The organism is Xenorhabdus sp. SGI240 (assembly GCF_040081915.1).
Lineage (GTDB): Bacteria > Pseudomonadota > Gammaproteobacteria > Enterobacterales > Enterobacteriaceae > Xenorhabdus > Xenorhabdus bakwenae.
On sequence record NZ_JBEBMB010000003.1, the window covers coordinates 14,124 to 35,530 of the forward strand.

Genomic DNA, 21,407 nt, shown 5'->3' on the forward strand with positions numbered 1-21,407 from the left:
GCCGGGTTCTGGTTATTTATTTAGATGACGGTGAGTTAACTGTACACTTATTCAACGACAGGAAGTTCAGCTTTGGTATCATCATGCTGATTTTGTTCACCATCTGCTTCATCATAGGACCCTGCAAGGCCATTATCAAGCAGGAATTGATGTAAGCTGGACTCTTTGTCGTTTAATTTAACTTTATTATTGGTGTAGTGAAAATTGAGACCAATGATACCGTCTTTATCAGTAAGAATTTTGTTTTGAACCCCTTTTTGAGTCATCATTTTAACTTGTTGTTCTGCCTGAGCTTCTGCGGCAGCTTTATCCTGACCATCTAGCATCGCTGATTGCGTAATAGATTCCATCAACATGGCTTTCGGTACATTAATGTGCAAGGACAACTCTTGGACCAGGGTACGAACTATCTCTTCCGGTCCCATGAGTTGCAATGCACTTTTATCTTCAGGAATGTTTTGTAAGGAAAGGTTGAAATCTACTGAACTCTCGCCTTTACTGTTTTTCCAGCTAAAAGGAGAAATGCTAAATTGTGGATTGTTATTCAGGAGGAGATGTAAGTTACTGAGTACTGCCAGGGAAGTTGCATCATAAGATGCTTTATCTGTAGTCAAGGCGGCTTCTGCCGCATCATTATAAGCTTGGGTAAATTTACGTACAGACTGGCCATCGAGTTTTTCCATACCCAGGGCTAACTTACCAGAGCCAAACTCGATATCCTCAATTTTTACACCATCAATGCTATAAACGATTTTGATGTTCAGATTGTCCTTGTCCTCACCTAAATTGGATGTCACTTTCATTCCCTTAAGAGCGATATTTGGCTCATTAGGAATTCCATTCATACTGAATTCGCCAATACTGTAGCTTTGATCTCCGGTATAGATATCAAATTTACCTTTTTTATTATCTCCTTTAAAATCAATACCTTTAAGTGAAACTGTTTCTTTTTTGGTAGGATCACTAAAAGACAATTCATCACTTTTGACTGTGAAGGAAAATTCACTGAGATCATGATTAACGTCGGCACTGATTTTTGCGCCTGAAAATGACAGAACCCGTTGGTCACCATTTTCAGGCGTTTCCGTATGATTAATCGGGACCAGTTCAATGTTAGCAGAGAGCGCACGGCTATAACTGACTTTAGCATTTAAGTTAAACAATGATTTTTCATTTGTGATATTAAATAGTTTTTTCAACGCATCATTTTTTTCCAGTTCTGCGTGGACAGAGGCCATTTGGGGTATCAGGTTGAATTTCTTCAGGTTAGAAATCGGAAATGGCCCATGATCAATTGTCGATTTGAAAGTGATTTCTTCATTTGGCGGAATATCGGCATTTTTTACACCATTCTTGATGTTTAGGATCAAACGGACATCGGAGCTGAAAATCCCTCGTTTGAAATCTTTTGCTTGCCATTCTATGCCACTTTCAGGAAATGATTTCACCAGTTCAGTGTTTGCCTGTTTTATGAAGCTATCTAAACGGTCTTCAAGTTTCTTACCTGTATACCATGATGTCCCTGTCCATACCGCACCCATAGCAACAACAACGCTTACTGCAACTAACGATTTTTTCATGTGGAAATTCCATCCTTTTAACGCGTTATGCGTTTTGTATTTATGTCAAAATTCACTGAAAAATATGATTAATAACCAATAAAATCAATCATAACCATATGAATATAATAAAATTAATTAGATACTCTGGCTATTCTCCCCTGACCATAAACAGTGACGGCTTTTTCAATAGCAGGTAAGAAGATTGATTCACCTGAGAGTAATTTTAACTGCTGCTTATCAGTGCTGATAACTGCTTGCCCTTCAACACAAAATAGAACCGATGCTGAATCATTTTCCAATGAGATTGGTTGTTCTGAAACAGAATAAACAGAAAAACAAAAATCATTAACAGGAACAGGATAATTCAGCGCCTCTTTTTCTTGCCTTGGTTCGGTTAGCAAAGTATCGGCAGCTTTTGGAATAAAATCCAGATTAGCCATTAATTCAGGGACATCAATATGCTTACTGGTTAAACCGGCACGCAACACATTGTCAGAATTGGCCATAACCTCCAAGGCGACGCCATCAAGATAGGCATGGGGAGTACGGGCATATAAAAACATCGCCTGGCCGGGTTCGAGTTCAACGACATTGAGCAGGAGTGGTGTAAACAGTCCATTATCATCGGGATAGAAGAAGGTTATTTGTTTGATGGTATCCCACGGTTCGCCCTGATGACAGTTTAATGCTGACTTTAAGACAGCCATCGCCAACTGTTTTTGTTCGCCTTGCATATTCAATAACTGTGAAAACAGAAACGACAGATTTTGTTCAGTCGGTTGCTGGAGGAATGCCTGAATATCTGGATGCGCGGCAGAAACATGATCCAGTAATTGTGCGATCTCAGATAAAGGTCTAAAAGCATTCATGGCCTTGAACGAGGTCAGCGCATAGACCAATTCAGGTTTATGATTATCATCTTTGTAGTTGCGTTGTGCTGAGTCTAACGGTATCCCTTGGGCATTTTCTTTGGCAAAACCTATTTCTGCGGATGTCTTATCAGGATGCACTTGAATAGACAGTGGTTGAGCTGCACACAATACTTTGAACAAGAAAGGCAAGCGTTGGAATTGCCGGGCTACTTTTCCTCCAAGGTATTTCTCTGGTTCTTGGTCGATCAACGTACTCAAGGCGCTCATTTCACCCGTTTGAGGGTCTGTTACCAGCGAACTACATTTTGGATGTGCTCCCATCCATAATTCTGCCATTGGCTGATTATCCGAGTTCTCGATACCATAAATATCCGTCAGAGCGGTTTTACTTCCCCAGTCATAATGTTGGATTTTGTTGGTCATTTTCAGCATGGCGGAATTTCCTATAATAAAAAGTAACTTATTTATATGACAACAATACAATAAACACGGTTAGGTCGCATTATCGATAATAACTTTATGGCATGATACGCGAATGCCGACTAATTTATCCGCAAAGTTTGTTCCGGCGTATTCAATTATTCTGTGTGCTAAGGAGATAGTAATGGCAGCCACTCGCATTGAAAAAGACTCAATGGGACCTATCGAAGTACCTGCTGACCAATTATGGGGGGCGCAAACTCAGCGTTCACTGGAGCATTTCCGTATTTCTCAGGAAAAAATGCCTGTTGCATTGATTCATGCGCTTGCATTGACTAAACAAGCTGCGGCTAGCGTCAATATGGATCTGGGCCTTCTGCCTAAAGAACGTGGCGAAGCAGTCATCGCTGCGGCGAAAGAGGTGTTGGAAGGCAAACACCCAACAGAATTCCCTCTTGCTATCTGGCAGACCGGTTCGGGAACTCAAAGCAACATGAATATGAATGAAGTGTTGGCGAACCGTGGTAGTGAGATCCTTGGTGGTAAAAGGGGCAATGAGCGTCTGATTCATCCTAATGATGATGTTAACAAGAGCCAAAGCTCTAATGACGTTTTTCCAACGGCCATGCATGTTGCAGCAGTGACTGCATTACGTGAACATTTGTTACCAGAGTTAAAAGTACTACAAAAAACCCTGGCAGATAAAGCGGAAGCATTTAAAGGCATTGTAAAAATTGGCCGTACTCACTTACAAGATGCAACTCCATTAACCTTAGGTCAGGAAATTTCCGGCTGGGCCGCCATGTTGACACATAACTTGAAGCACATTGAAGAGAGTATTCCTCATGTGTGTGAACTGGCTTTGGGAGGTACTGCGGTAGGAACGGGACTGAATACACATCCTGAGTATGCCGTTCGTGTTGCGCAGAGAATTGCTGAATTATCCGGCCATCCTTTCGTCACTTCGCCAAATAAATTTGAAGCCCTGGCAACTTGTGACGCGCTGGTTCACTCACACGGTGCATTGAAAGGTTTGGCTGCATCATTAATGAAGATTGCTAACGATGTTCGTTGGTTGGCCTCTGGCCCTCGCTGTGGTATTGGTGAGATTTCCATTCCTGAAAATGAGCCAGGCAGCTCCATCATGCCAGGCAAAGTGAACCCAACTCAGTGTGAAGCGATGACCATGTTATGTGCTCAAGTGATGGGTAACGATGTGGCAATCAACATTGGTGGTTCGTCTGGTAACTTTGAATTAAACGTATTCCGCCCAATGGTTATCCATAACTTCTTGCAATCTGTACGCTTGCTGGCGGATGGTATGCGTAGTTTCAATGAGCATTGTGCTATTGGTATTGAACCTAATCGTGATCGCATCACCCAATTGTTGAATGAATCACTGATGCTGGTAACCGCATTAAATACTCATATTGGTTACGATAAAGCGGCTGAAATTGCTAAAAAAGCACATAAAGAAGGCCTGACGCTGAAGCAGTCAGCACTCCAGTTAGGATATTTAACGGAAGCTGAATTTGATGCGTGGGTTCGTCCAGAAGATATGGTTGGCAGCATGAAGTAAACTTGCTATATAAGCAAAAATGAAAAAACCGGAGAGCATTTGCTCCGGTTTTTTATTTCTCAGCGTTCTTTGTAGAGATGTAAGCGGGGAATGACCAACTCAAGTGGCTTCGCTTTGGGCTTATACTTATGTTTAATTGCGTTGGCATTGTAGTTGGACAAGGTGCCGATTTTAGGTTTGATTTCACCATCCTCTGTGTAGAAAACAATTACAGGAACCGGGCAGGCATACTGGACTTGCTTTTGTATCTCTGAATACCATACACGGGTAATAGGTTGCACTTTGACTGGTCGTTTGATTTTCAATACCACATCATCGGGTAATTTTTTAATATCTGTAATCTCCAATGCCACCAATGCTGCCCATTGATCACTGGAGTAGGGTGGGACTGCTCTGCCCGCATTGTAGCTTTTCTCCAGCCTTTCCAAAATTTGTTGTTTGGTGATTTTATTAATGATGTTCTTATTAGCCCACCCAAAATTAATGGAATCAGGGTTTAATAGAGGGGTGATAGTGCGATAGGCATTCAGGGTAATAAGACCACGCAAATGATCATGAACAAATTCAAATCGTTGTTCTTTGCTGATACCTGATTCTTTGGTAACGATATTTTCTAACTCTATTTTTAATTGGTTGACTTCATTAATGACTTCCATTGCTTCTTTATATTGCTGGTGGTTAACAGCAAAACACAAGGCACCTGGCAGGCGGCTCGCCGCTTTACTGCTGACATTAGGATTATTATGGTGTATGAATAGTTTCTGATAGAAGTGTAAACCTACATTGAGCGCTTCATTTCCCTGTAGCTGATTGACCATAATTTCGGTTATTTGTTCATGTTCTTCACCTTTTTCAATTTTTGGTAATTCAAATACCCGTGCATCAAGAAGCCGATAACACATTAACAACTCCACCAGTTCAGAGAGCTTTTCTTCTTGTTTTTTAAAGCAAGTTGTGAGTGATTCTATTGAAAAATATTTATTCATGATTATTCTCAAGTATACGCAATTTATTTAGTTACAACATACTTTTAGTATAAAACAAACCAAAAACAATCTACAACTTACCATCCCAAAAGCCAACTAAAAAAGAAAACACCTATTGCGAAATAATTTAACATTGTGTTAAAAACACAATAACACGTTAATTGAAAATTAAATGATTGACAGAGTGGGGCATACACCAGGGTCATTAAATATGAAAAGACTAATTAAACCAATAAATTCCTTTAAGAAAGTGATCGATGCATTGTTACCATACTCTGACTTGATCACTGCTGATTTATCAACACAAGAAAAAGCGATTAAAATAGACAGTGAATTTGCTAAGTTTTTTTTATTAGAGCAAGGATATATCAATATGCGCAGAATCAACGACAATTTAATCATTGCTACATTTTTTTCACCCTATATTATTGGTTTATCTTTCTATTCTGGAGCAGAAATCTATTATTCCATTGAGCTGGGGGAAAGTTGTAAAATTTATCAAATTCCTCGGGTTAGTGCATTGAATGCCATAAAGAAGCATGACCTCTATAGAGAGTGGATGAGAATAATTTCCTATAAAATATCTTTCTTATATGCCAGAGATATTAGCCTTTTCCGTCATGGCAATAAGGAAGTCGTGTGTAGTTTGTTATCTCACCTGATGACCTTACCGACAGAATTCAGAGAAAATATTACGGCAATTAAATATATAGAACAAAGATGCACACTTTCACGCAGTTGTATACAACGAATGTTATTTTCTCTAAAAAAAGAAGGATGCATTGAAATTATTGATGGATATTTAACAAAAGTTTTAGTGCTACCGATTGAATCCTATTATTAATAATATTTCAGGTATCAGATAAACAATGAATAATTCAGATTATTTTAAATATTTTGTTAAAAAAGCCGACATTTATTATTTAAATAAAATTGATGTCGGCAGCTATATTTTATTATTTTGGTAATTTATTGAGTTTTAAGCCTAAATAAATAGCAATTATCATTAATAATGAAATGAATGCAACAACGCCGTTCCATGCAAAATAGAACCAGAATACTCCACCTAATGTTCCAGCAATACTGGAGCCAGAGTAATAACAGAATAAATAGAGCGATGAAGCTTGTGCTTTGGCGCGCTTGGCTCTTTGTCCTATCCATCCACTAGCAACGGCATGAGCGGCAAAGAAGCCTGTTGTCAATATCATCACTCCCAGTATTACTGCCCAGACAGGAGAAAATAGGGTGATTAAGCAACCAATTAGCATCATACCAATAGCGGCTAACAAGACTTTTCCTCTTCCATGCTTGCTTATTAATCCACCGGCTTTAGTTGCGCTGTAAGTTCCTGTTAAGTAGACGACAGATAACAAACCAACAATGGTCTGGTTTAAATGATAAGGTGCTTCTAACAATCGATAACCAATATAGTTAAACATAGTGACAAAACTTCCCATAAGCAAAAAAGCTTCGGCAAATAGCAGGGGAAGACCTTGATCACGGAGATGTAGCTTCAAATTGATAAGTAATGATTTAGGTTTTAATGAGCTGGATTTAAAGTGCCTGGATTCCGGTAACATCTTCCAAAATGCAATAGCGGAGATTAAAGCAAATGTACCAAGTAAGATAACGGCAATCCGCCATGAATAGTGATCAGCAATCACACCAGTAATCAAACGTCCACTCATACCCCCGATTGAATTACCACTGATATAGAGACCGATAGATAAGGCTACATAACTGGGATGGATCTCTTCACTTAAATAAGTCATCGCAACAGCGGCAACACCACTTAATGATAAACCCACTAGTGCGCGCATAAACAAAATCCCGTGCCAACTAGTTACGACAGAGCTTAAGAGAGTAAAAATGGCGGCGGCAATAAGTGATACTACCATGACATGTTTACGGCCAAGGGCATCGGATAAAGGACCGGTTATTAATAGACCGAGGGATAACATTCCGGTGGAAAGGGATAAAGCCAAACTACTATTGGCCGGCGAGATGTCAAATTCATCTGACAAAATTGGCAAAATGGGTTGAACAAAATAGAGTAATGCGAATGTTGCCAGCCCTACGGCAAAGAACGAGAGAGTGACCCGCAGGTATACAGCATCTTCACGTTGAATGTAAGGCTGTTTACTTTTGTATCCTTGATTAATCGTGTTTTCAACATCTCTTTCGACGCCAGAGACAGCTGATTTTTCACTGACGCTTTGGATTGTATTCACGCTACTTCCTTATCTATGTAAAACAAACGTTAATTACTTGATGTAGATCAAGGATAGAAATTCATGAATATTTTGTCTAATATATTAATCATTCAGAATGATACTTTTAAAGTATCAATAGGATCATAAATAATGACTACTCATATTGAACTCAGACATCTGCGTTACTTTATTGCTGTGGCAGAAGAGCTGCATTTTGGACGTGCAGCAGAACGATTAAATATTTCACAACCCCCATTAAGCCAGCAGATCCAAGCGCTGGAAGCGAATATAAATGCCCAGTTACTGGTACGTAATAACAGGAATGTTAATTTAACACCTGCTGGACATATGTTTCTTCAGGAAGCCTATCAAATCATTTCCCAAGTTGATGCGGCAGCAACCAAAGCTGCCAGAATGCAGCAAGGGGAGTTAGGGGAGATATCAATTGGCTTTACATCCACCACACCTTTTATGCAAAAAGTAACACTGAGTTTACGTCAATTCCGGGAACGTTATCCTGATGTTGCCATCCATATGCATCAAATGAATACCAAACAGCAAATCGCGCCTTTGCAGACAGGCAGAATCGATATAGGGATTATGCGTAATACGTCATTGCCCGATAACCTGGAGCATCAGTTACTCTTCCGCGAGCGCTTTATGTTGGCCGTATACGATGATCATCCTTTGCTGAAGTACGCTAGTGAAGGTGTGAATTTGGAAATGCTATCTGATTATCCACTGGTGTTTTTTGAGCGTGATGTAGGAACGGCATTGTATGATGAAATTATTTCCTTATTGGCTAATGTGGGAGTGGTTCCAACGATTTCTCAGGAGGCGGGGGAAGCCATGACGATATTAGGATTAGTCGCTGCGGGATTAGGAGTAAGCATTATTACGGAGTCGTTTACCCGAATGAAACTGGATGGGGTGCAATATCTGCCTTTAGCCAACAATCCTGCCTACTCCGAAGTTTGGTTGGTTAAACATAAAAATTACAATAACAGTGCGGCGGCAGATCGGTTAACTCATCTCCTGATTTCAAACATTGTGGATGAAGTTTGAAGTTGAAGTTTGAAGTGGTAGCACGGATAACACCCATCACACAAAACATTGAGCTAACGCAACCCCTATCTTAAACACATCTTCTACACTCTAACCTTGCTCGTTAAAGAGAGTAAGTAACCGGTCAATCTATTCTGTTATTACGGAAAAATGAATTTATGTTAACGCGCGTATTTGTTACAGGCACGGATACCAACATCGGTAAAACAGTTGTTACCCGCGCATTATTGCAAGTCTTTAATCGTGAAGGAACAACCGCAGTAGGATATAAACCTATTGCGACAGAAAAACATGAAACTCCGGAGGGAATACGTAATCGTGATGCCTTAATCATACATAAATCTTCACCGGTACAAGTGGATTATGAAGAAATCAATCCTGTTGTTTGGGAAAACAATTATAAAGAAGAAAATCGTGCTGATTTTACTCAAATGACAAAAGGTCTAAGAAATTTAGGCTATAAAGCAGATCGCGTCATCATTGAAGGTAACGGTGGTTGGCGTATGTTGCTGGAAGATGAAACGTTTTATTCTGATTGGGTAGTGCAAGAGAAACTCCCCGTCATTTTGGTCGTTGGTATTCAGGCTGGTTGTGTCAGCCATGCTATTCTAACGGCACAATCTATCATGAATGAGGGTATCCCCCTGATTGGCTGGATTGCTAATCGTATCAATCCAGGATTAGCACACTACGCCAAGGTATTGGAAAGGTTACGGCGTCACATACCAGCTCCACAGCTGGGGGAAATACCTTATCTTTTAAGGCCCGAAGAACGCGACTTGTCTTGCTATCTGGATATTGCTGCGATATCGGCATTTGATGATTAAAAAGAGAAATAAAAAGGGAGCAGATTTCGCTCCCTTTTCCGAAAGTCAGAAAGAATACTACTCTTGACCTTTCTTATCATGAGAAAGACGGACATAGACTATTTTTTGTTTACCATAATCACAATGACCAACAACCTTTCCACTTGTCGTATTGTTTTCAGTAACTTGATCACTAGGAACCAAGTCAAGTCTAAAATCCGTTGTTGAAACACCATTTTTAATGATCTTCTGCGCAATCTCTTCTTTCAAGTTTTCACATGTTTTCTTTTGCGAAGCTTGAGCTGCTTGTACTGTAAAGGAAGAAAACGCAAAAAACAAAGCTCCGGTCAGTAGGATCTTTTTCACCATCATCTCCTTATCTTGATGTCAGTGTTGATTTTATTAAGGTTTAATCGGGCGACCTGTATTGATATCCAGACAACGTTTTGTGCTCGGTTCCCAATAAGCATTAATATCGACACTTTTTAAACAGGCTTCACGATTATCAGCTTCCATTTCATACTTATCAAACTCTTTTTCTTTACGTATATCTGCCTTATAGCGCAATCTTTTCTGTTCATTCCATTCTTCTTTGCTTTGACGGGCCATTTCTTTGCTCAAGGAAGTTTCTCCACCATTGATGGTTACACACGTGCTTTCTGACGTACATGGCGTAGAGAATGCGGACGTCTGCCAAAAGAGAGAAAATACCAGAGCAATAGCAGAAACACTTTTAACAATCAAAGAACGAACGTTCATTTTTGAACCTCTTTTACTATGTTACTTAAACTATAAGACTAAGCCATTTAACGAAACTGCCAAAAAACTATTAATCCCTATAAACGCTTAAACCCGCGAATGACTGACAAACTGGCATCATTTCCAATGTATTAATATTGACGCGAGAAGGTAAGTTAGCAACCCAAAATACCGCTTCTGCAATATCATCCGCCGTCAATGCATCGGCACCTGCATAAGTTTTGTCAACTTTTTCCTGATTGCCTTTAAAACGAACATGAGAAAATTCAGTTCCTTCAACCAGACCAGGTTCAATATCAGTGACTCGGATATTCTTTCCATGTAAGTCAGCTCTCAATCCTAAACTAAATTGTTTGACAAAGGCTTTAGTAGCACCATATACGTTGCCCCCGGCATAAGGCCAATTTGCTGCGGTGGAACCAATATTAATAATGTGGCCATGATTGGCTTGTACCATATTAGGCAACAAAGCCCGCGTCATGTTCACTAGTCCTTTCGTATTGGTATCAATCATTGTTTCCCAGTCATCAGGGTTAGCTTGGTGAGCGGGTTCTAACCCTAACGCAAGTCCTGCATTATTCACAAGAACGTCTACATTACGTAGGCTATCTGAGAGTTGTTGAACGGTTTGCTCGATTGCAGTGCGATTTCTCACGTCAAGTTGGATGGGGTGGAAGTTCTCACCCAATTCATTTTTCAACTGATCTAATCTATCCTTACGGCGTCCTGTTGCAATAACGATGGAGCCATGTTTGATAAATTTTCTTGCAATTGCCTCACCAAAACCAGACGTTGCGCCTGTCACAAAAACAATCATAACTATCCTCTTATCTGCAATTTATTATCGTAATGTCCATATTAGTAGAAAAAGTTGTATCTCATTAGTCAAGGTGAAATTATGGATTTATTGCCAATTCATTGTTTTTTTTAATTAATTATTTGGCTGTGATTTAAAAAATTTAGAATTGAAATCGGGGAATTTGCTTTGAATGAATATCTTAAGATAATGGCCCGCCAAAGGCGGGCCTGGAAAGATCAGTATTTAGTTTGTTCTTGCCTGTCCCATATATTCCTGTAGGGGGCCATCAAATGCTATTTTTCCTTTGTCGATTCGGATAACTCGTTCAGCCAGTCTAAATACCCGTGGATCATGGCTTATCATGAGCACAGTTTTACCACGAACGATATTGTTCAATGACTCGGCAAAGCTGTTTATTTTACTATTATCCAGATAGGTAGTAGGTTCATCAAATAGCAGTATTTCTGGCGTCTTAAGGTACAAACGCGCTAACCCAATAATCTGCCTTTCACCGCCCGACAAGGAAGAACCTTTTTCGTCAATGTATGAATCTAGCCCATCCTTCAATTTGTCCAACAGTTCACTACCACCCGCTTTAATCAACGCAGAAATCATCTCTTCCCTGGTTGATTCTGTATTGGCAATGTGCAGATTATCGTATAACGTGCCTTTTATAATCTGAGTCTGTTGTGACATCACACCAAATTTTTGCAACCAACGCTGAGAATCGGGATTATCCAGAACCTCACCAAAAATTGAAACATAGCCTTCGTTTAGTGGTGTTAAGCCAGTCACGATATCGAATATTGTACTTTTACCTTGACCGTTATCACCGACGATAAGAACTCGTTCTCCTTTTTGTATAGAGATATTCATATCTCTGAATAAAGTATCTCTGTCGTTATAGGAAAATTTCTTGACGTTGATATCAATAGCATTAGCACTACCATTTTCCACTGGTTTACTCTGTTTACGATTATTTGGCTGATAAGCGCCCAATAATTCGAAAACCCTGTCCAACAACGATTTGAGTGAAGCAAATTTATTTAAATGATTACTGTATCTCTTAATGGAATCAGACATTAATTGTTCATAGGTAAATGCAGCAACAAAGTTACCAAGGTTTATCGTTCCATCCATCAATAGCAAACCACCATACCAAAGCACGGCAATTGTCGACGCTAACTGTGCAAAAAAACCAAGAGGAATAGATAGGGACATAAACAGCCCGGTGATCCTCTCAACATTTTTCACTTTAGTATTAGCATTATTAATTCTCTTTTTCTCTGATTCTTCAGAATTGAAAATCTTGACAGATTTGATCCAAGAAAGAGACTCTTGGATGACACCGGTTAATCGTGAGTTATAAATTTGCAGAATTCTTTCATAAACAGCCACTCGGTTAGTAATTGGTTTACTGATTAAAGTCATCAGACAAACCATCATAAATGCCAGAACAGCCAATTTAATATCAATCAGAGCCATCGCAATAAATGGGCCGATGATGGATAACGTATCATAGAGAAATTCGCTATATAAATCTCTAATTCTATCTGATACAAGGTAAGTGTCATTTTTTATTCTGAATGCCAGATTCGCTGAATGAAATTTTCTGGTGATATGATAGGGAAAAGAGAGGAAAGAATCGACGAGAGATTTCCTCATATTGTAACTCAATTCTGATGCGTTAATTGTTTGCATCCAAATAATAATAGCGTGACTGATGACAATCAATAGTGACACTGCGATTAGAGAAGCAATTAATTCATTAAAGGAGAAAGAAAGAATTAACTTATCCTTCAATAAAGTATTGACCAACTCCTGAACCAGAAATGGAAATAAGACCTCCGCTAAAGCAGCCACTACCGTAAAAACAATAGCCAGCACCAATGCTGCTTTTTGTTTACGTATAAAAGAATAAAGGAATATAATATATTTCATATACTGATCACTGTTAAGTTACCAATCTAACTAGTATAGACAACATGTTAAAACTTATCATCCTACAAAAAAGCGACTAACTCCATCCTTGGAATATATTCATCCTATGACAATAAAATACACTTTATATTGCAACCAACTCAATAATTTTGAGTGAAATTATGTGATCAATATTATTGAATGACTTATCGCAATTTTTAAATTACTTGTATTTTATAAGAATATCTATTTAAATGCATAACCATGCAGGAAAGCAGGGCGCCGCTCTTCATATATTCAGATAAATTGAAAAGTTTTGGCGTTAATGCCAATTTAGAGCAAATTTTTTCCAGCTCATGGTTTTTGTTCATTTCATAGATATACTCCTCTGTACCTGCTTTCAGGTCATTAATATTGGATGAACAGAGAATATGTTGATTGACTCTGACAGAGTTACAAATTCCACTGTATGCAATATCTTTACTGATACTGATAATGTTGGTTACTTTTTCCAGCCCTTTCAGCTCGTCGCTGTTGAATCCGCCGGTATAAACGAGCGTATTTTCTTTATCCAGTGGGAATATGCTGCAATCCAAATGGTAAAGATAAGGATCTCTTTCTTCCACTTTTACGATGTTGAGGCCGAATTTTTCTTCCATCCAGTCATAGGTTTTAATATCACTTCTTATTCCATAACCACCGACCAGTACATTATCATGCAAATGTTTTAACTCAGCTTCACCTTCAAAATAGTAGGGAGCGACCTCAGTTTTATAGCCCAATGATTCAAAGAAACTTACCCCAATAGAGGTTTCTGATCTTCTGATTTCTGATGCAAAATTGGCAACTATTGCCGTTGGATCTTCATCTCCAATAATAATTCCCAAGTTAGCAACATAGACTTGATCTTGTAACGCCTGGTGAGTATCTGATGGCAGCAAATAGACCAACGATTGTGATGACATAAAGCTATATAGCTTATAGAACTGCCTTAAAGCCACTTTGCTGTTAACATTGATAGCGGACTCATCCAGTTCCTCCATCCAAATATTATTTCTTACATTGGTATTTAATGAAAATGGAGGTGCTAATAAAAACACTGGCATTTTCAGATCAGAAATGATACCGGGAGAATTCTTTAACATCTTAAAACCTCAATTTTAGTTTATATTATTTGTTTATAGAGAGTTATCGTTGATTCTAACTAACTTAGTTATACCACCAGTGACATGTTCCTTTTCAGTGACCAATGAAGTTAATTCGTCATCATCAGTAACAGGGATCACTAAGTCGATTTGTGAACCATACCGGATCATTGAAAATCTATCCCCCTGATATATAGGAGTATTTTGTTGTATATGGAACGGTGTTATGGTATCAACATCATAATCACCGACTTGAACCATATAGTATTCTCGATTAATGCCAGGCGAGTAGACTTTATTAACGACTCGTTGATTCAGATATAAATAGTCGTCATAAATTAATTCAATGTTCTCTTTATAAAAAATATTATTTTCTACATCAATCATTGGTAGATTGTTGGTTTCCAGAGGTTCATGTTCCGCGTAACTCAGGATGCCATCGTAAGGAATTCTATTGATATGCACGTCATAGCATGTCATAAAGATACCAATGACAAGCGAGCGTTTATCATAATGTTTATCTCTGATGATATCCTGAATGCTATATTTTTTTCCTTTTACTTCGGTGATCGCTTCACCTGGGTTTATTATTCCGCTATAGATAACGAACCCATCAGCAGGGGATAAAAAATACCTATCATCTGTATTGATTGTTCTCGCTGGGTCCCTGAAAAAACCTTCCTGAAAATAAGTTTCAGGCGGAAGATCAGGGAGTCCATTAAATATCGATTTAATGGTTTCGTTCATTTTGTTACTCATTATTACCTCTAAAAATGTTCATCAACTAGAACACGAAGCAGAGAAAAAACAACATCATATAAACAGTTACAGCGAGATATGTTACAGCCTAATATTAATGATTCAATTTTATTTTTTTTATGGGTATGTTTATTTTTTGTTTGTCAATAAACAAAATTCCACCTAAGTTAACTGGACTGATATATATAGACAACTAAATATAAATATATTGATGATATAAATTATGGGTAGTAAGGTAGTTTATTATATATATCTGTCAGTGACATTTATCACAAATGTGGCAAAAAAATTAATTAGAATTGAAGTAAACGAAGTGTTCAGGTCAATTTTTAGTCCATTTCAATATTTAGAGTAGAGGGATTTTTATGAACAAATATAACGTTAAAGTCAATTAAAATAAATTCAGAGTTTAATATTTGAACATTTGATTTTTAGGTAACTCATCAAAAGAACAACAAATCAATGTCAATTGCATGACACATTTTATTTATGCCAACTTATTGCTGGCTGTCAGGCAATAAATTAGAAGAACAAGTTAAACAGATATGCAGAAATTATTTGCGTAATAATTTAGATAATTTGCAAATATATGCAAAAAATTAAGAATAATACGAAAAAATATGTGGTAACAAGCCTAAATTTTATCGTCAATCGAAATGACATGAACCACATGAAATCCTAGATCTTCCTCACAGATTTAAATATTTTTTCCTGATGGAAACTCTGAAAGTTACATGTATGTATCTAACTTTTCTCTTTTTTTACATTTTTGCTACAAACTTGACTAAAATGCAACCGTTAAATATATTAAATCATAGGTTATATTTTATCCATTCAATCCATAAGGAGAGGAAGTCACCATGCCGATACCCACACTCAGGCATTTCATTAATGGTCAGTATATTGAGTCTAACGGTTGCGAATATTTTGATCTGGTAAGCCCGGTCACAGGTGAATTTTATGCGCGTTCTCCTAATGCAACCGCTGCGGATGTTGATGATGCTTATACAGCGGCTAAAGAGGCGTTTAAAGTATGGGGACGCAGCACGCCCTCGGCGCGTCAGCGGGCGTTACTAGCGCTGGCTGATACGATAGAAAAAAACGCTGAACGTCTGATTGAAGTGCAAAGTCGTAATACAGGGCAGCTCAAACACCTGATTGCTTCTGAGGAAGTTGCGACGTCTGTGGATCATATCCGCTTCTTCGCCGGTGCCGCTCGTTTTTTAGAAGGCAAGGCTACAGCTGAATATCTCCCTGATATGACTACCAGTATCCGGCGTGAACCGCTGGGCGTGGTGGGGCAGGTTACCCCATGGAATTATCCGTTGATGATGGCGGTGTGGAAGATAGCACCTGCTCTGGCCGCAGGTAATACCGTGGTGCTTAAACCAAGTGATACTACACCGGAGAGTACTCTGTTACTGGCTGAACTGTCCGCACCGTTTTTCCCTGCCGGTGCCTTCAACGTGGTATTGGGTAATGCGAACGCGGGCACCCTGGTCGTTTCACACAAAACGCCTGCTATGGTTTCTATCACTGGTTCCATACGTGCAGGTTTTCAGGTTGCCTCTTCGGCGGCGGCTAATCTCACCAGAGCGCATCTGGAGCTGGGTGGCAAAGCGCCTGTGGTTGTTTTTGCTGATGCGGATATCAACAAAGCAGTGGATACCATCGTTACTGCAGGGTACTTCAACGCTGGTCAGGACTGCACGGCGGCTTCACGTGTGCTGGTGCATGAATCTGTTCACGATATCTTCGTCGCTAAATTAGTGGCGGCAGCTAAAACCACCCGTTTTGGCGATCCAGAAGATAAAGAGGCGCTGTATGGACCGCTTAATAATATTCGTCAGTTGGATCAGGTTAAAGGGTTTATTGCGCGTCTGCCCGCGCATGCCCGTATTGAGACAGGAGGCCGTCAGGCCAATCGTTCGGGGTATTATTTTGAACCTACGGTGATTACTGGTCTGGAGCAGCACGATGAAGTGATTCAGACTGAAATTTTTGGCCCTGTTATCACAGTGCAGAAGTTCCTGACAGAACAGGAAGCTATCGAGAAAGCTAACGATGTAAAGTACGGATTGGCCTCCAGTGTCTGGACCCGCGATCATGGCCGTGCGTTACGCCTGTCTCGTGAGCTTGATTTTGGAACTGTCTGGATTAACACCCACATTCCTCTTACGGCAGAAGCACCCCATGGTGGCTTCAAGAAATCTGGATACGGTAAAGATTTGTCGGCTTATGGCTTCGATGAATACACACGTATCAAACACGTGATGAGTTCCCATGATTGATACAAGGACACACACAATGAATCAAAATAAATCTTTGCGCGACCTGGTATCACGTGCGCACCACGAACTCTTTACTGACCGTGATGTGGGGGCGCTTGGGCGTTATTTTGCGCCGAATTTCATTGAACATTCTCCACTAGTCAAAGACGGACTTATCGGACTGCGTGAGCTGGTCCAGTCACATCCTGAACTGCATCATGAAACATTTCGTGTACTACAAGACGGTGATCTGGTTGCTATCCACGGCCGTTTCACGGGTTTAGACGATCAGCCGTTAGTCGGTTTCGATCTTTACCGGGTTACCGATGGATTAATCGCAGAACATTGGGACGGCCTGGTACCACAGTCCGCGCCCAACGCCAGTGGACGAACTCAGTTAGATGGCCCAACTGAAACAGGCCATAACCGTGACAGAGAAAAAAACCGCGAACTGGTGGTTAATTTTTTCACACGGACCCTGATCGAAGGGCACTATGATGAGTTTGGAAATTACACCAATGGTAAGGCGTTTCGCCAACACAGCCCCGATATTCCTGATGGTACAGCTGCGGTCATTGCGTTTCTTAAACAACTTAAAGATGAAGGGCGGGGCCTGCATTATGCAAAAATCCACCATACAGTAGCCGACGGGCAGTTTGTTCTGACCCACTCAGAGGGAAATATTGCCGGAGCACGTCACAGTTATTTTGAGCTATGGCGCGTCGAGAACGGCAAAGTGGCTGAACTTTGGGATGCTATCACACCAGTACCGGAGGATGCGCAAGCGCTGCATCGTCACGGTATTTTTTAGCGTTGTTTGCAAACATGCTGAAATCCTGTGTCATTTCAATCAGGAGTTAGAAAATGACGGCACATTCCATCGTCTACGCACCACTCGATCAGGCCACCAGAACCGAACAGGTTGTGGAACGTTTAAGTAATGCGATCATCTCCGGGATATTACAAACTGATGAGCAGTTGCCTAACGAAAACGAGTTGTCGCGGCTGCTGGGCGTGTCACCGGTAACTGTTCGCGATGCCCTGAACACACTACGTGCCAGGCAGTTGATTGATACTCGGCGCGGACGTCATGGCGGTAGTTTTGTGTGCCAGGTTTCGGTTGAAATAATGCGGAAATACCATCCATTGCGGCTGATGGCTTCAGGTGAACTGGCGGATTTCAGCGAGTTTCACTGTGCAGTGATTGGCCACAGCGCGAGGCTTGCGGCTCAACGTTCAACAACCGGTGAACTAATAAAACTTGAGCAACTCATTGACAGCTTCGCTAGCGCGACACAGCCGGATGCCCGTATACAGACAGATATGCGCTGTCTGTTAACCCTGGCATCACAGGCACAGTCGGCCAGGCTTGCCAATCAAGAGCTGGAGATACAGGCTGAATGGGTTCCTTTGATGGTGCTTCTGTATCGAGAGGCAGCTATTCACAGCGAGGTGGCTGCCGCCTGGCATGCACTCTTGGCCGCTCTGTATAAGGGGGATGGCCTCGCCTGTTACCAGCTGGCACAGAAGATGATTACTCGAATTACTGACCACCTGCTTGAATGCAAATTACGTATAGATACTGATACGTCATTCTTGCAGAGATCTGATCGAGAGTAATGCGACTGTATTCATCCCTGGAAAAGGGGGACATATGTACAACGACATACACGTAGAACAAGCCAGGGATATCCTGGACGATATCTTGATCGCCGCGCAGCGGGCTACTACAACTTTAGCGGATAAGACAGCGCGTATTTTATTAGAGCTGCCGTTATATCGAACGAAAGGTGTTCGTCTGGAGCAAGAGCAGCGCGACACATTGCAAAAACATATCCAAGATGTACTACGGCGTAATCACGTTTGGTGTAATGGGGCGGGATTTGCCAGTTATGCGATACAGAAGACGGGGAGGGAGGATAACGGTTACTGGACGCTGGAATGGTGGCGTCAGGAAGGGAATACCATTCAGTATGCGCCACTGGAACACAATCAAGAACAACGCAGGCGTCTGGATTTCCGATTATTCGAGTGGTTCCGGCAGCCGGCCAGCCGTCACCTTCCCATCATCGACGGACCCTATGTAGATTATATCTGCAATGGTGCCTACACGATTACGATAGCCCATCCGGTGCTTATCGGTGAGGAGTTTGCTGGTGTTGCGGCAGTGGATATTCTGGTCTCGACACTGGATCGGTTACTGCTGCCGGTTCTGGGGGCCATCGGTAAGCCAGCATTAATTATTAATGGCGATGCGCGTGTCGTGACTTCAACTGTGCCTGGAGTACGGTCAGGTTCGCTATTGAAGAGCCGGGATGTTAACCGATCGGACAATAGTGAAATACCTTCTCTGCGCCTGGTGATCCTACCGTCATCACACACTGAATCACACAGGGCGTTTGTTGGCTGAAGCCCACTTATTAAGATTACACAGGAGTTTTTGCTTATGACTGAATCTACGTTAGCTAAAAGGCGTAGGGCGGCTATCGCAAGAGGCGTAGGCGTGACCACACAAATCTATGCTGAACGTGCGGAAAATGCTGAAATCTGGGATGCTCAAGGGCAACGTTATATTGATTTTGCCGCCGGTATCGCTGTGGTGAATACCGGTCATCGTCATCCGCGCGTCATTGCCGCCGCTAAAAAACAGTTGGAACGGTTTACTCATACTTGCCATCAAGTCGTGCCTTATGAAAATTATGTAGCGTTAGCCGAACGGTTGAATCGTCTGGTGCCGGGTAATTTTGTGAAAAAGACTGTCTTTGTTACCACCGGGGCTGAGGCAGTAGAAAATGCCGTGAAGATCGCGCGTGCCGCTACCGGACGCAGCGGTGTGGTGGCTTTCAGTGGTGCTTTTCATGGCCGTACCTTCCTCGGTATGTCATTAACAGGCAAAGTTGCACCGTACAAAATAGGGTTTGGCCCGCTGGTTAGCGATGTTTACCGTATCCCATTTCCGGTAGAGCTACACGGTATCAGCGTCGAACAGACACTGAACGCGCTGGAGAATCTCTTCAAAACCGATATTGAACCCACGCGCGTCGCTGCCATTATCATTGAGCCAGTTCAGGGAGAAGGTGGTTTCTATCCTGCGCCTCCCGAATTGCTTAAATCCCTACGTGAAATTGCTGATCGCTACGGCATTGTACTCATTGCCGATGAGATTCAGACCGGTTTTGCGCGCACGGGTAAACTGTTTGCCCTGGAGCATCATGACGTTGCGGCCGATCTGACCACAATGGCAAAAGGTCTGGCGGGGGGATTTCCGCTGGCGGCTGTAACAGGGCGATCAGAGTTGATGGACGCTGTAGTGCCAGGGGGATTGGGGGGAACCTATGGAGGTAACCCTGTGGCGATTGCAGCTGGTCATGCGGTGCTGGATGTGATCGAAGAAGAAAAGCTGGCCGAGCGTGCAGCGCAGCTGGGAGAGCGGCTAAAACAATGTCTGCATAAACTACGGCCGCATGTCCCACAGATCGCTGATGTGCGTGGGCTTGGGCTGATGATTGCGGTAGAGTTTAATCGAGCGGACAGTCAGGAACCTGATGCCGATTTTACCACCGCAGTGCGCCAGAAGGCGCTAGAGCGGGGCCTGATTCTGTTGACGTGTGGTGTACATGGCAATGTAATTCGTTTCCTTCCACCGCTGACCATACAAGATGATGTTTTTGACGAGGCGCTCAACGTTCTGAAATCTGTGCTGCTCGATCTGAACTGTAAAGAAGAAAAGTAACACGGGGCTATCTCTGCCGCTTAACCGGAGACAACTAAGGAGAAATATACACGTGGCGGCAGGGAGGAACCTGTGCGGGTTCATAAGAGAGGACAACAATGCACTGGTATTTAAATGTATTAAAGAATTATGCCTGTTTCAAGGGACGGGCTCCGCGTAAGGAGTTCTGGTATTTTGTTCTGTTTCAGATCCTTGCTGTTCTCATCATTTCTTTTCTGGAAAGACTGTTTGCTGTTGCCAACCCCGAAATTTATATGGGGTGGTTTAGTGCTATTTATTTACTGATCACATTTTTGCCAGCATTGGCGGTAAATGCCCGCCGTCTGCACGATATTAATTGTAGCGCCTGGTGGCTACTGTTACATTTGGTTCCCTTTGTCGGCACTGTTCTTTTACTGATTTCCGCCGCTCTGAAAGGACAGGGGGACAGCAATAAATATGATTCAAAGAGTCGATTCACTCACAGGGAAATACCCCAGGCCAGGTTAACGGATAATTCCCGATCATAAAGGAGTGCTG

20 protein-coding genes are annotated in these 21,407 nt (G+C 41.4%); 10 read left to right on the forward strand and 10 right to left on the reverse strand.

Annotated elements, in window-relative coordinates:
- Positions 1-47 precede the first annotated feature (47 nt).
- Positions 48-1,580 carry a YdgA family protein gene (locus ABLA76_RS00655; protein ID WP_348986471.1) on the reverse strand — a complete coding sequence of 511 codons (1,533 nt, stop codon included), beginning with the start codon at positions 1,578-1,580 and terminating at the stop codon, positions 48-50.
- Between the two features lie 113 nt (positions 1,581-1,693).
- Positions 1,694-2,866, reverse strand: coding sequence for a mannose-6-phosphate isomerase (gene manA / locus ABLA76_RS00660; RefSeq protein WP_348986472.1), 1,173 nt, complete (start codon positions 2,864-2,866; stop codon positions 1,694-1,696).
- Positions 2,867-3,038: 172 nt separating this feature from the next.
- On the opposite strand from manA, the gene fumC reads away from it, so the two are divergent.
- Positions 3,039-4,433, forward strand: a complete 1,395-nt coding sequence (fumC, locus tag ABLA76_RS00665) for a class II fumarate hydratase (protein ID WP_348986473.1) — start codon at positions 3,039-3,041, stop codon at positions 4,431-4,433.
- 59 nt (positions 4,434-4,492) lie between these two features.
- Here fumC and tus read toward each other — a convergent pair whose 3' ends face one another.
- Positions 4,493-5,419: a DNA replication terminus site-binding protein gene (gene tus / locus ABLA76_RS00670; RefSeq protein WP_348986474.1), complete on the reverse strand. Its 927-nt coding sequence runs from the start codon at positions 5,417-5,419 to the stop codon at positions 4,493-4,495.
- 211 nt (positions 5,420-5,630) lie between these two features.
- Here tus and ABLA76_RS00675 point away from each other — a divergent pair, with 211 nt between their 5' ends.
- Positions 5,631-6,263: a helix-turn-helix domain-containing protein gene (locus ABLA76_RS00675; protein ID WP_348986475.1), complete on the forward strand. Its 633-nt coding sequence runs from the start codon at positions 5,631-5,633 to the stop codon at positions 6,261-6,263.
- A 112-nt stretch (positions 6,264-6,375) separates the two neighbouring features.
- Here the strand turns inward: ABLA76_RS00675 and ABLA76_RS00680 are convergent, their stop codons facing one another.
- Positions 6,376-7,581: an MFS transporter gene (locus ABLA76_RS00680; protein ID WP_348986546.1), complete on the reverse strand. Its 1,206-nt coding sequence runs from the start codon at positions 7,579-7,581 to the stop codon at positions 6,376-6,378.
- Between the two features lie 201 nt (positions 7,582-7,782).
- Between ABLA76_RS00680 and ABLA76_RS00685 the strand changes: the two genes are divergently transcribed.
- Together ABLA76_RS00685 and bioD are read left to right on the forward strand one after the other, a co-directional pair.
- Complete coding sequence (locus ABLA76_RS00685; RefSeq protein ID WP_348986476.1) at positions 7,783-8,697, forward strand: LysR substrate-binding domain-containing protein; 915 nt, start codon at positions 7,783-7,785, stop codon at positions 8,695-8,697.
- Positions 8,698-8,855: 158 nt separating this feature from the next.
- Entirely contained in the window at positions 8,856-9,524 is a 669-nt protein-coding gene (gene bioD / locus ABLA76_RS00690) for a dethiobiotin synthase (RefSeq protein WP_348986477.1), read from the forward strand.
- 57 nt (positions 9,525-9,581) lie between these two features.
- Here bioD and ABLA76_RS00695 read toward each other — a convergent pair whose 3' ends face one another.
- The 6 genes from ABLA76_RS00695 to ABLA76_RS00720 form a co-directional block, all read right to left on the reverse strand.
- Complete coding sequence (locus ABLA76_RS00695) at positions 9,582-9,875, reverse strand: DUF1161 domain-containing protein (RefSeq protein ID WP_348986478.1); 294 nt, start codon at positions 9,873-9,875, stop codon at positions 9,582-9,584.
- Between the two features lie 30 nt (positions 9,876-9,905).
- Positions 9,906-10,262, reverse strand: coding sequence for a DUF1283 family protein (locus ABLA76_RS00700; RefSeq protein WP_348986479.1), 357 nt, complete (start codon positions 10,260-10,262; stop codon positions 9,906-9,908).
- A 70-nt stretch (positions 10,263-10,332) separates the two neighbouring features.
- Positions 10,333-11,079, reverse strand: coding sequence for a bifunctional NADP-dependent 3-hydroxy acid dehydrogenase/3-hydroxypropionate dehydrogenase YdfG (gene ydfG, locus ABLA76_RS00705; RefSeq protein WP_047770925.1), 747 nt, complete (start codon positions 11,077-11,079; stop codon positions 10,333-10,335).
- A gap of 225 nt (positions 11,080-11,304) precedes the next feature.
- A complete protein-coding gene (locus tag ABLA76_RS00710; RefSeq protein WP_348986480.1) occupies positions 11,305-13,002 on the reverse strand; it encodes an ABC transporter ATP-binding protein in 1,698 nt (565 codons plus the stop codon).
- A 197-nt stretch (positions 13,003-13,199) separates the two neighbouring features.
- A complete protein-coding gene (locus ABLA76_RS00715; protein WP_348986481.1) occupies positions 13,200-14,126 on the reverse strand; it encodes an arginine deiminase-related protein in 927 nt (308 codons plus the stop codon).
- Positions 14,127-14,159: 33 nt separating this feature from the next.
- Positions 14,160-14,873: a phosphatidylserine decarboxylase gene (locus tag ABLA76_RS00720; protein WP_348986482.1), complete on the reverse strand. Its 714-nt coding sequence runs from the start codon at positions 14,871-14,873 to the stop codon at positions 14,160-14,162.
- An 872-nt stretch (positions 14,874-15,745) separates the two neighbouring features.
- Here ABLA76_RS00720 and ABLA76_RS00725 point away from each other — a divergent pair.
- The 6 genes from ABLA76_RS00725 (at position 15,746) to ABLA76_RS00750 (ending at position 21,397) form a co-directional block, all read left to right on the forward strand.
- Positions 15,746-17,176 (forward strand): gamma-aminobutyraldehyde dehydrogenase, encoded by a 1,431-nt coding sequence (locus tag ABLA76_RS00725; RefSeq protein ID WP_348986483.1) that lies wholly within the window; start codon positions 15,746-15,748, stop codon positions 17,174-17,176.
- A 16-nt stretch (positions 17,177-17,192) separates the two neighbouring features.
- Positions 17,193-17,966, forward strand: coding sequence for a nuclear transport factor 2 family protein (locus tag ABLA76_RS00730; RefSeq protein WP_348986484.1), 774 nt, complete (start codon positions 17,193-17,195; stop codon positions 17,964-17,966).
- A 53-nt stretch (positions 17,967-18,019) separates the two neighbouring features.
- Complete coding sequence (locus ABLA76_RS00735) at positions 18,020-18,775, forward strand: GntR family transcriptional regulator (RefSeq protein WP_348986485.1); 756 nt, start codon at positions 18,020-18,022, stop codon at positions 18,773-18,775.
- A 34-nt stretch (positions 18,776-18,809) separates the two neighbouring features.
- Positions 18,810-19,565 (forward strand): cache domain-containing protein, encoded by a 756-nt coding sequence (locus tag ABLA76_RS00740; protein ID WP_348986486.1) that lies wholly within the window; start codon positions 18,810-18,812, stop codon positions 19,563-19,565.
- Between the two features lie 36 nt (positions 19,566-19,601).
- A complete protein-coding gene (locus ABLA76_RS00745; protein ID WP_348986487.1) occupies positions 19,602-20,888 on the forward strand; it encodes a 4-aminobutyrate--2-oxoglutarate transaminase in 1,287 nt (428 codons plus the stop codon).
- A 98-nt stretch (positions 20,889-20,986) separates the two neighbouring features.
- Positions 20,987-21,397, forward strand: coding sequence for a DUF805 domain-containing protein (locus tag ABLA76_RS00750; protein WP_348986488.1), 411 nt, complete (start codon positions 20,987-20,989; stop codon positions 21,395-21,397).
- The last annotated feature ends 10 nt before the right edge of the window (positions 21,398-21,407 follow it).

Coding starts and splice junctions, on each gene's coding strand:
- ABLA76_RS00655 (WP_348986471.1), bottom strand. CDS start 1,580: ATGAAAAAATCGTTAGTTGCAGTAAGCGTTGTTGTTGCTATGGGTGCG.
- manA (WP_348986472.1), bottom strand. CDS start 2,866: ATGCTGAAAATGACCAACAAAATCCAACATTATGACTGGGGAAGTAAA.
- fumC (WP_348986473.1), top strand. CDS start 3,039: ATGGCAGCCACTCGCATTGAAAAAGACTCAATGGGACCTATCGAAGTA.
- tus (WP_348986474.1), bottom strand. CDS start 5,419: ATGAATAAATATTTTTCAATAGAATCACTCACAACTTGCTTTAAAAAA.
- ABLA76_RS00675 (WP_348986475.1), top strand. CDS start 5,631: ATGAAAAGACTAATTAAACCAATAAATTCCTTTAAGAAAGTGATCGAT.
- ABLA76_RS00685 (WP_348986476.1), top strand. CDS start 7,783: ATGACTACTCATATTGAACTCAGACATCTGCGTTACTTTATTGCTGTG.
- bioD (WP_348986477.1), top strand. CDS start 8,856: ATGTTAACGCGCGTATTTGTTACAGGCACGGATACCAACATCGGTAAA.
- ABLA76_RS00695 (WP_348986478.1), bottom strand. CDS start 9,875: ATGATGGTGAAAAAGATCCTACTGACCGGAGCTTTGTTTTTTGCGTTT.
- ABLA76_RS00700 (WP_348986479.1), bottom strand. CDS start 10,262: ATGAACGTTCGTTCTTTGATTGTTAAAAGTGTTTCTGCTATTGCTCTG.
- ydfG (WP_047770925.1), bottom strand. CDS start 11,079: ATGATTGTTTTTGTGACAGGCGCAACGTCTGGTTTTGGTGAGGCAATT.
- ABLA76_RS00710 (WP_348986480.1), bottom strand. CDS start 13,002: ATGAAATATATTATATTCCTTTATTCTTTTATACGTAAACAAAAAGCA.
- ABLA76_RS00715 (WP_348986481.1), bottom strand. CDS start 14,126: ATGTTAAAGAATTCTCCCGGTATCATTTCTGATCTGAAAATGCCAGTG.
- ABLA76_RS00720 (WP_348986482.1), bottom strand. CDS start 14,873: ATGAACGAAACCATTAAATCGATATTTAATGGACTCCCTGATCTTCCG.
- ABLA76_RS00725 (WP_348986483.1), top strand. CDS start 15,746: ATGCCGATACCCACACTCAGGCATTTCATTAATGGTCAGTATATTGAG.
- ABLA76_RS00730 (WP_348986484.1), top strand. CDS start 17,193: ATGAATCAAAATAAATCTTTGCGCGACCTGGTATCACGTGCGCACCAC.
- ABLA76_RS00735 (WP_348986485.1), top strand. CDS start 18,020: ATGACGGCACATTCCATCGTCTACGCACCACTCGATCAGGCCACCAGA.
- ABLA76_RS00740 (WP_348986486.1), top strand. CDS start 18,810: ATGTACAACGACATACACGTAGAACAAGCCAGGGATATCCTGGACGAT.
- ABLA76_RS00745 (WP_348986487.1), top strand. CDS start 19,602: ATGACTGAATCTACGTTAGCTAAAAGGCGTAGGGCGGCTATCGCAAGA.
- ABLA76_RS00750 (WP_348986488.1), top strand. CDS start 20,987: ATGCACTGGTATTTAAATGTATTAAAGAATTATGCCTGTTTCAAGGGA.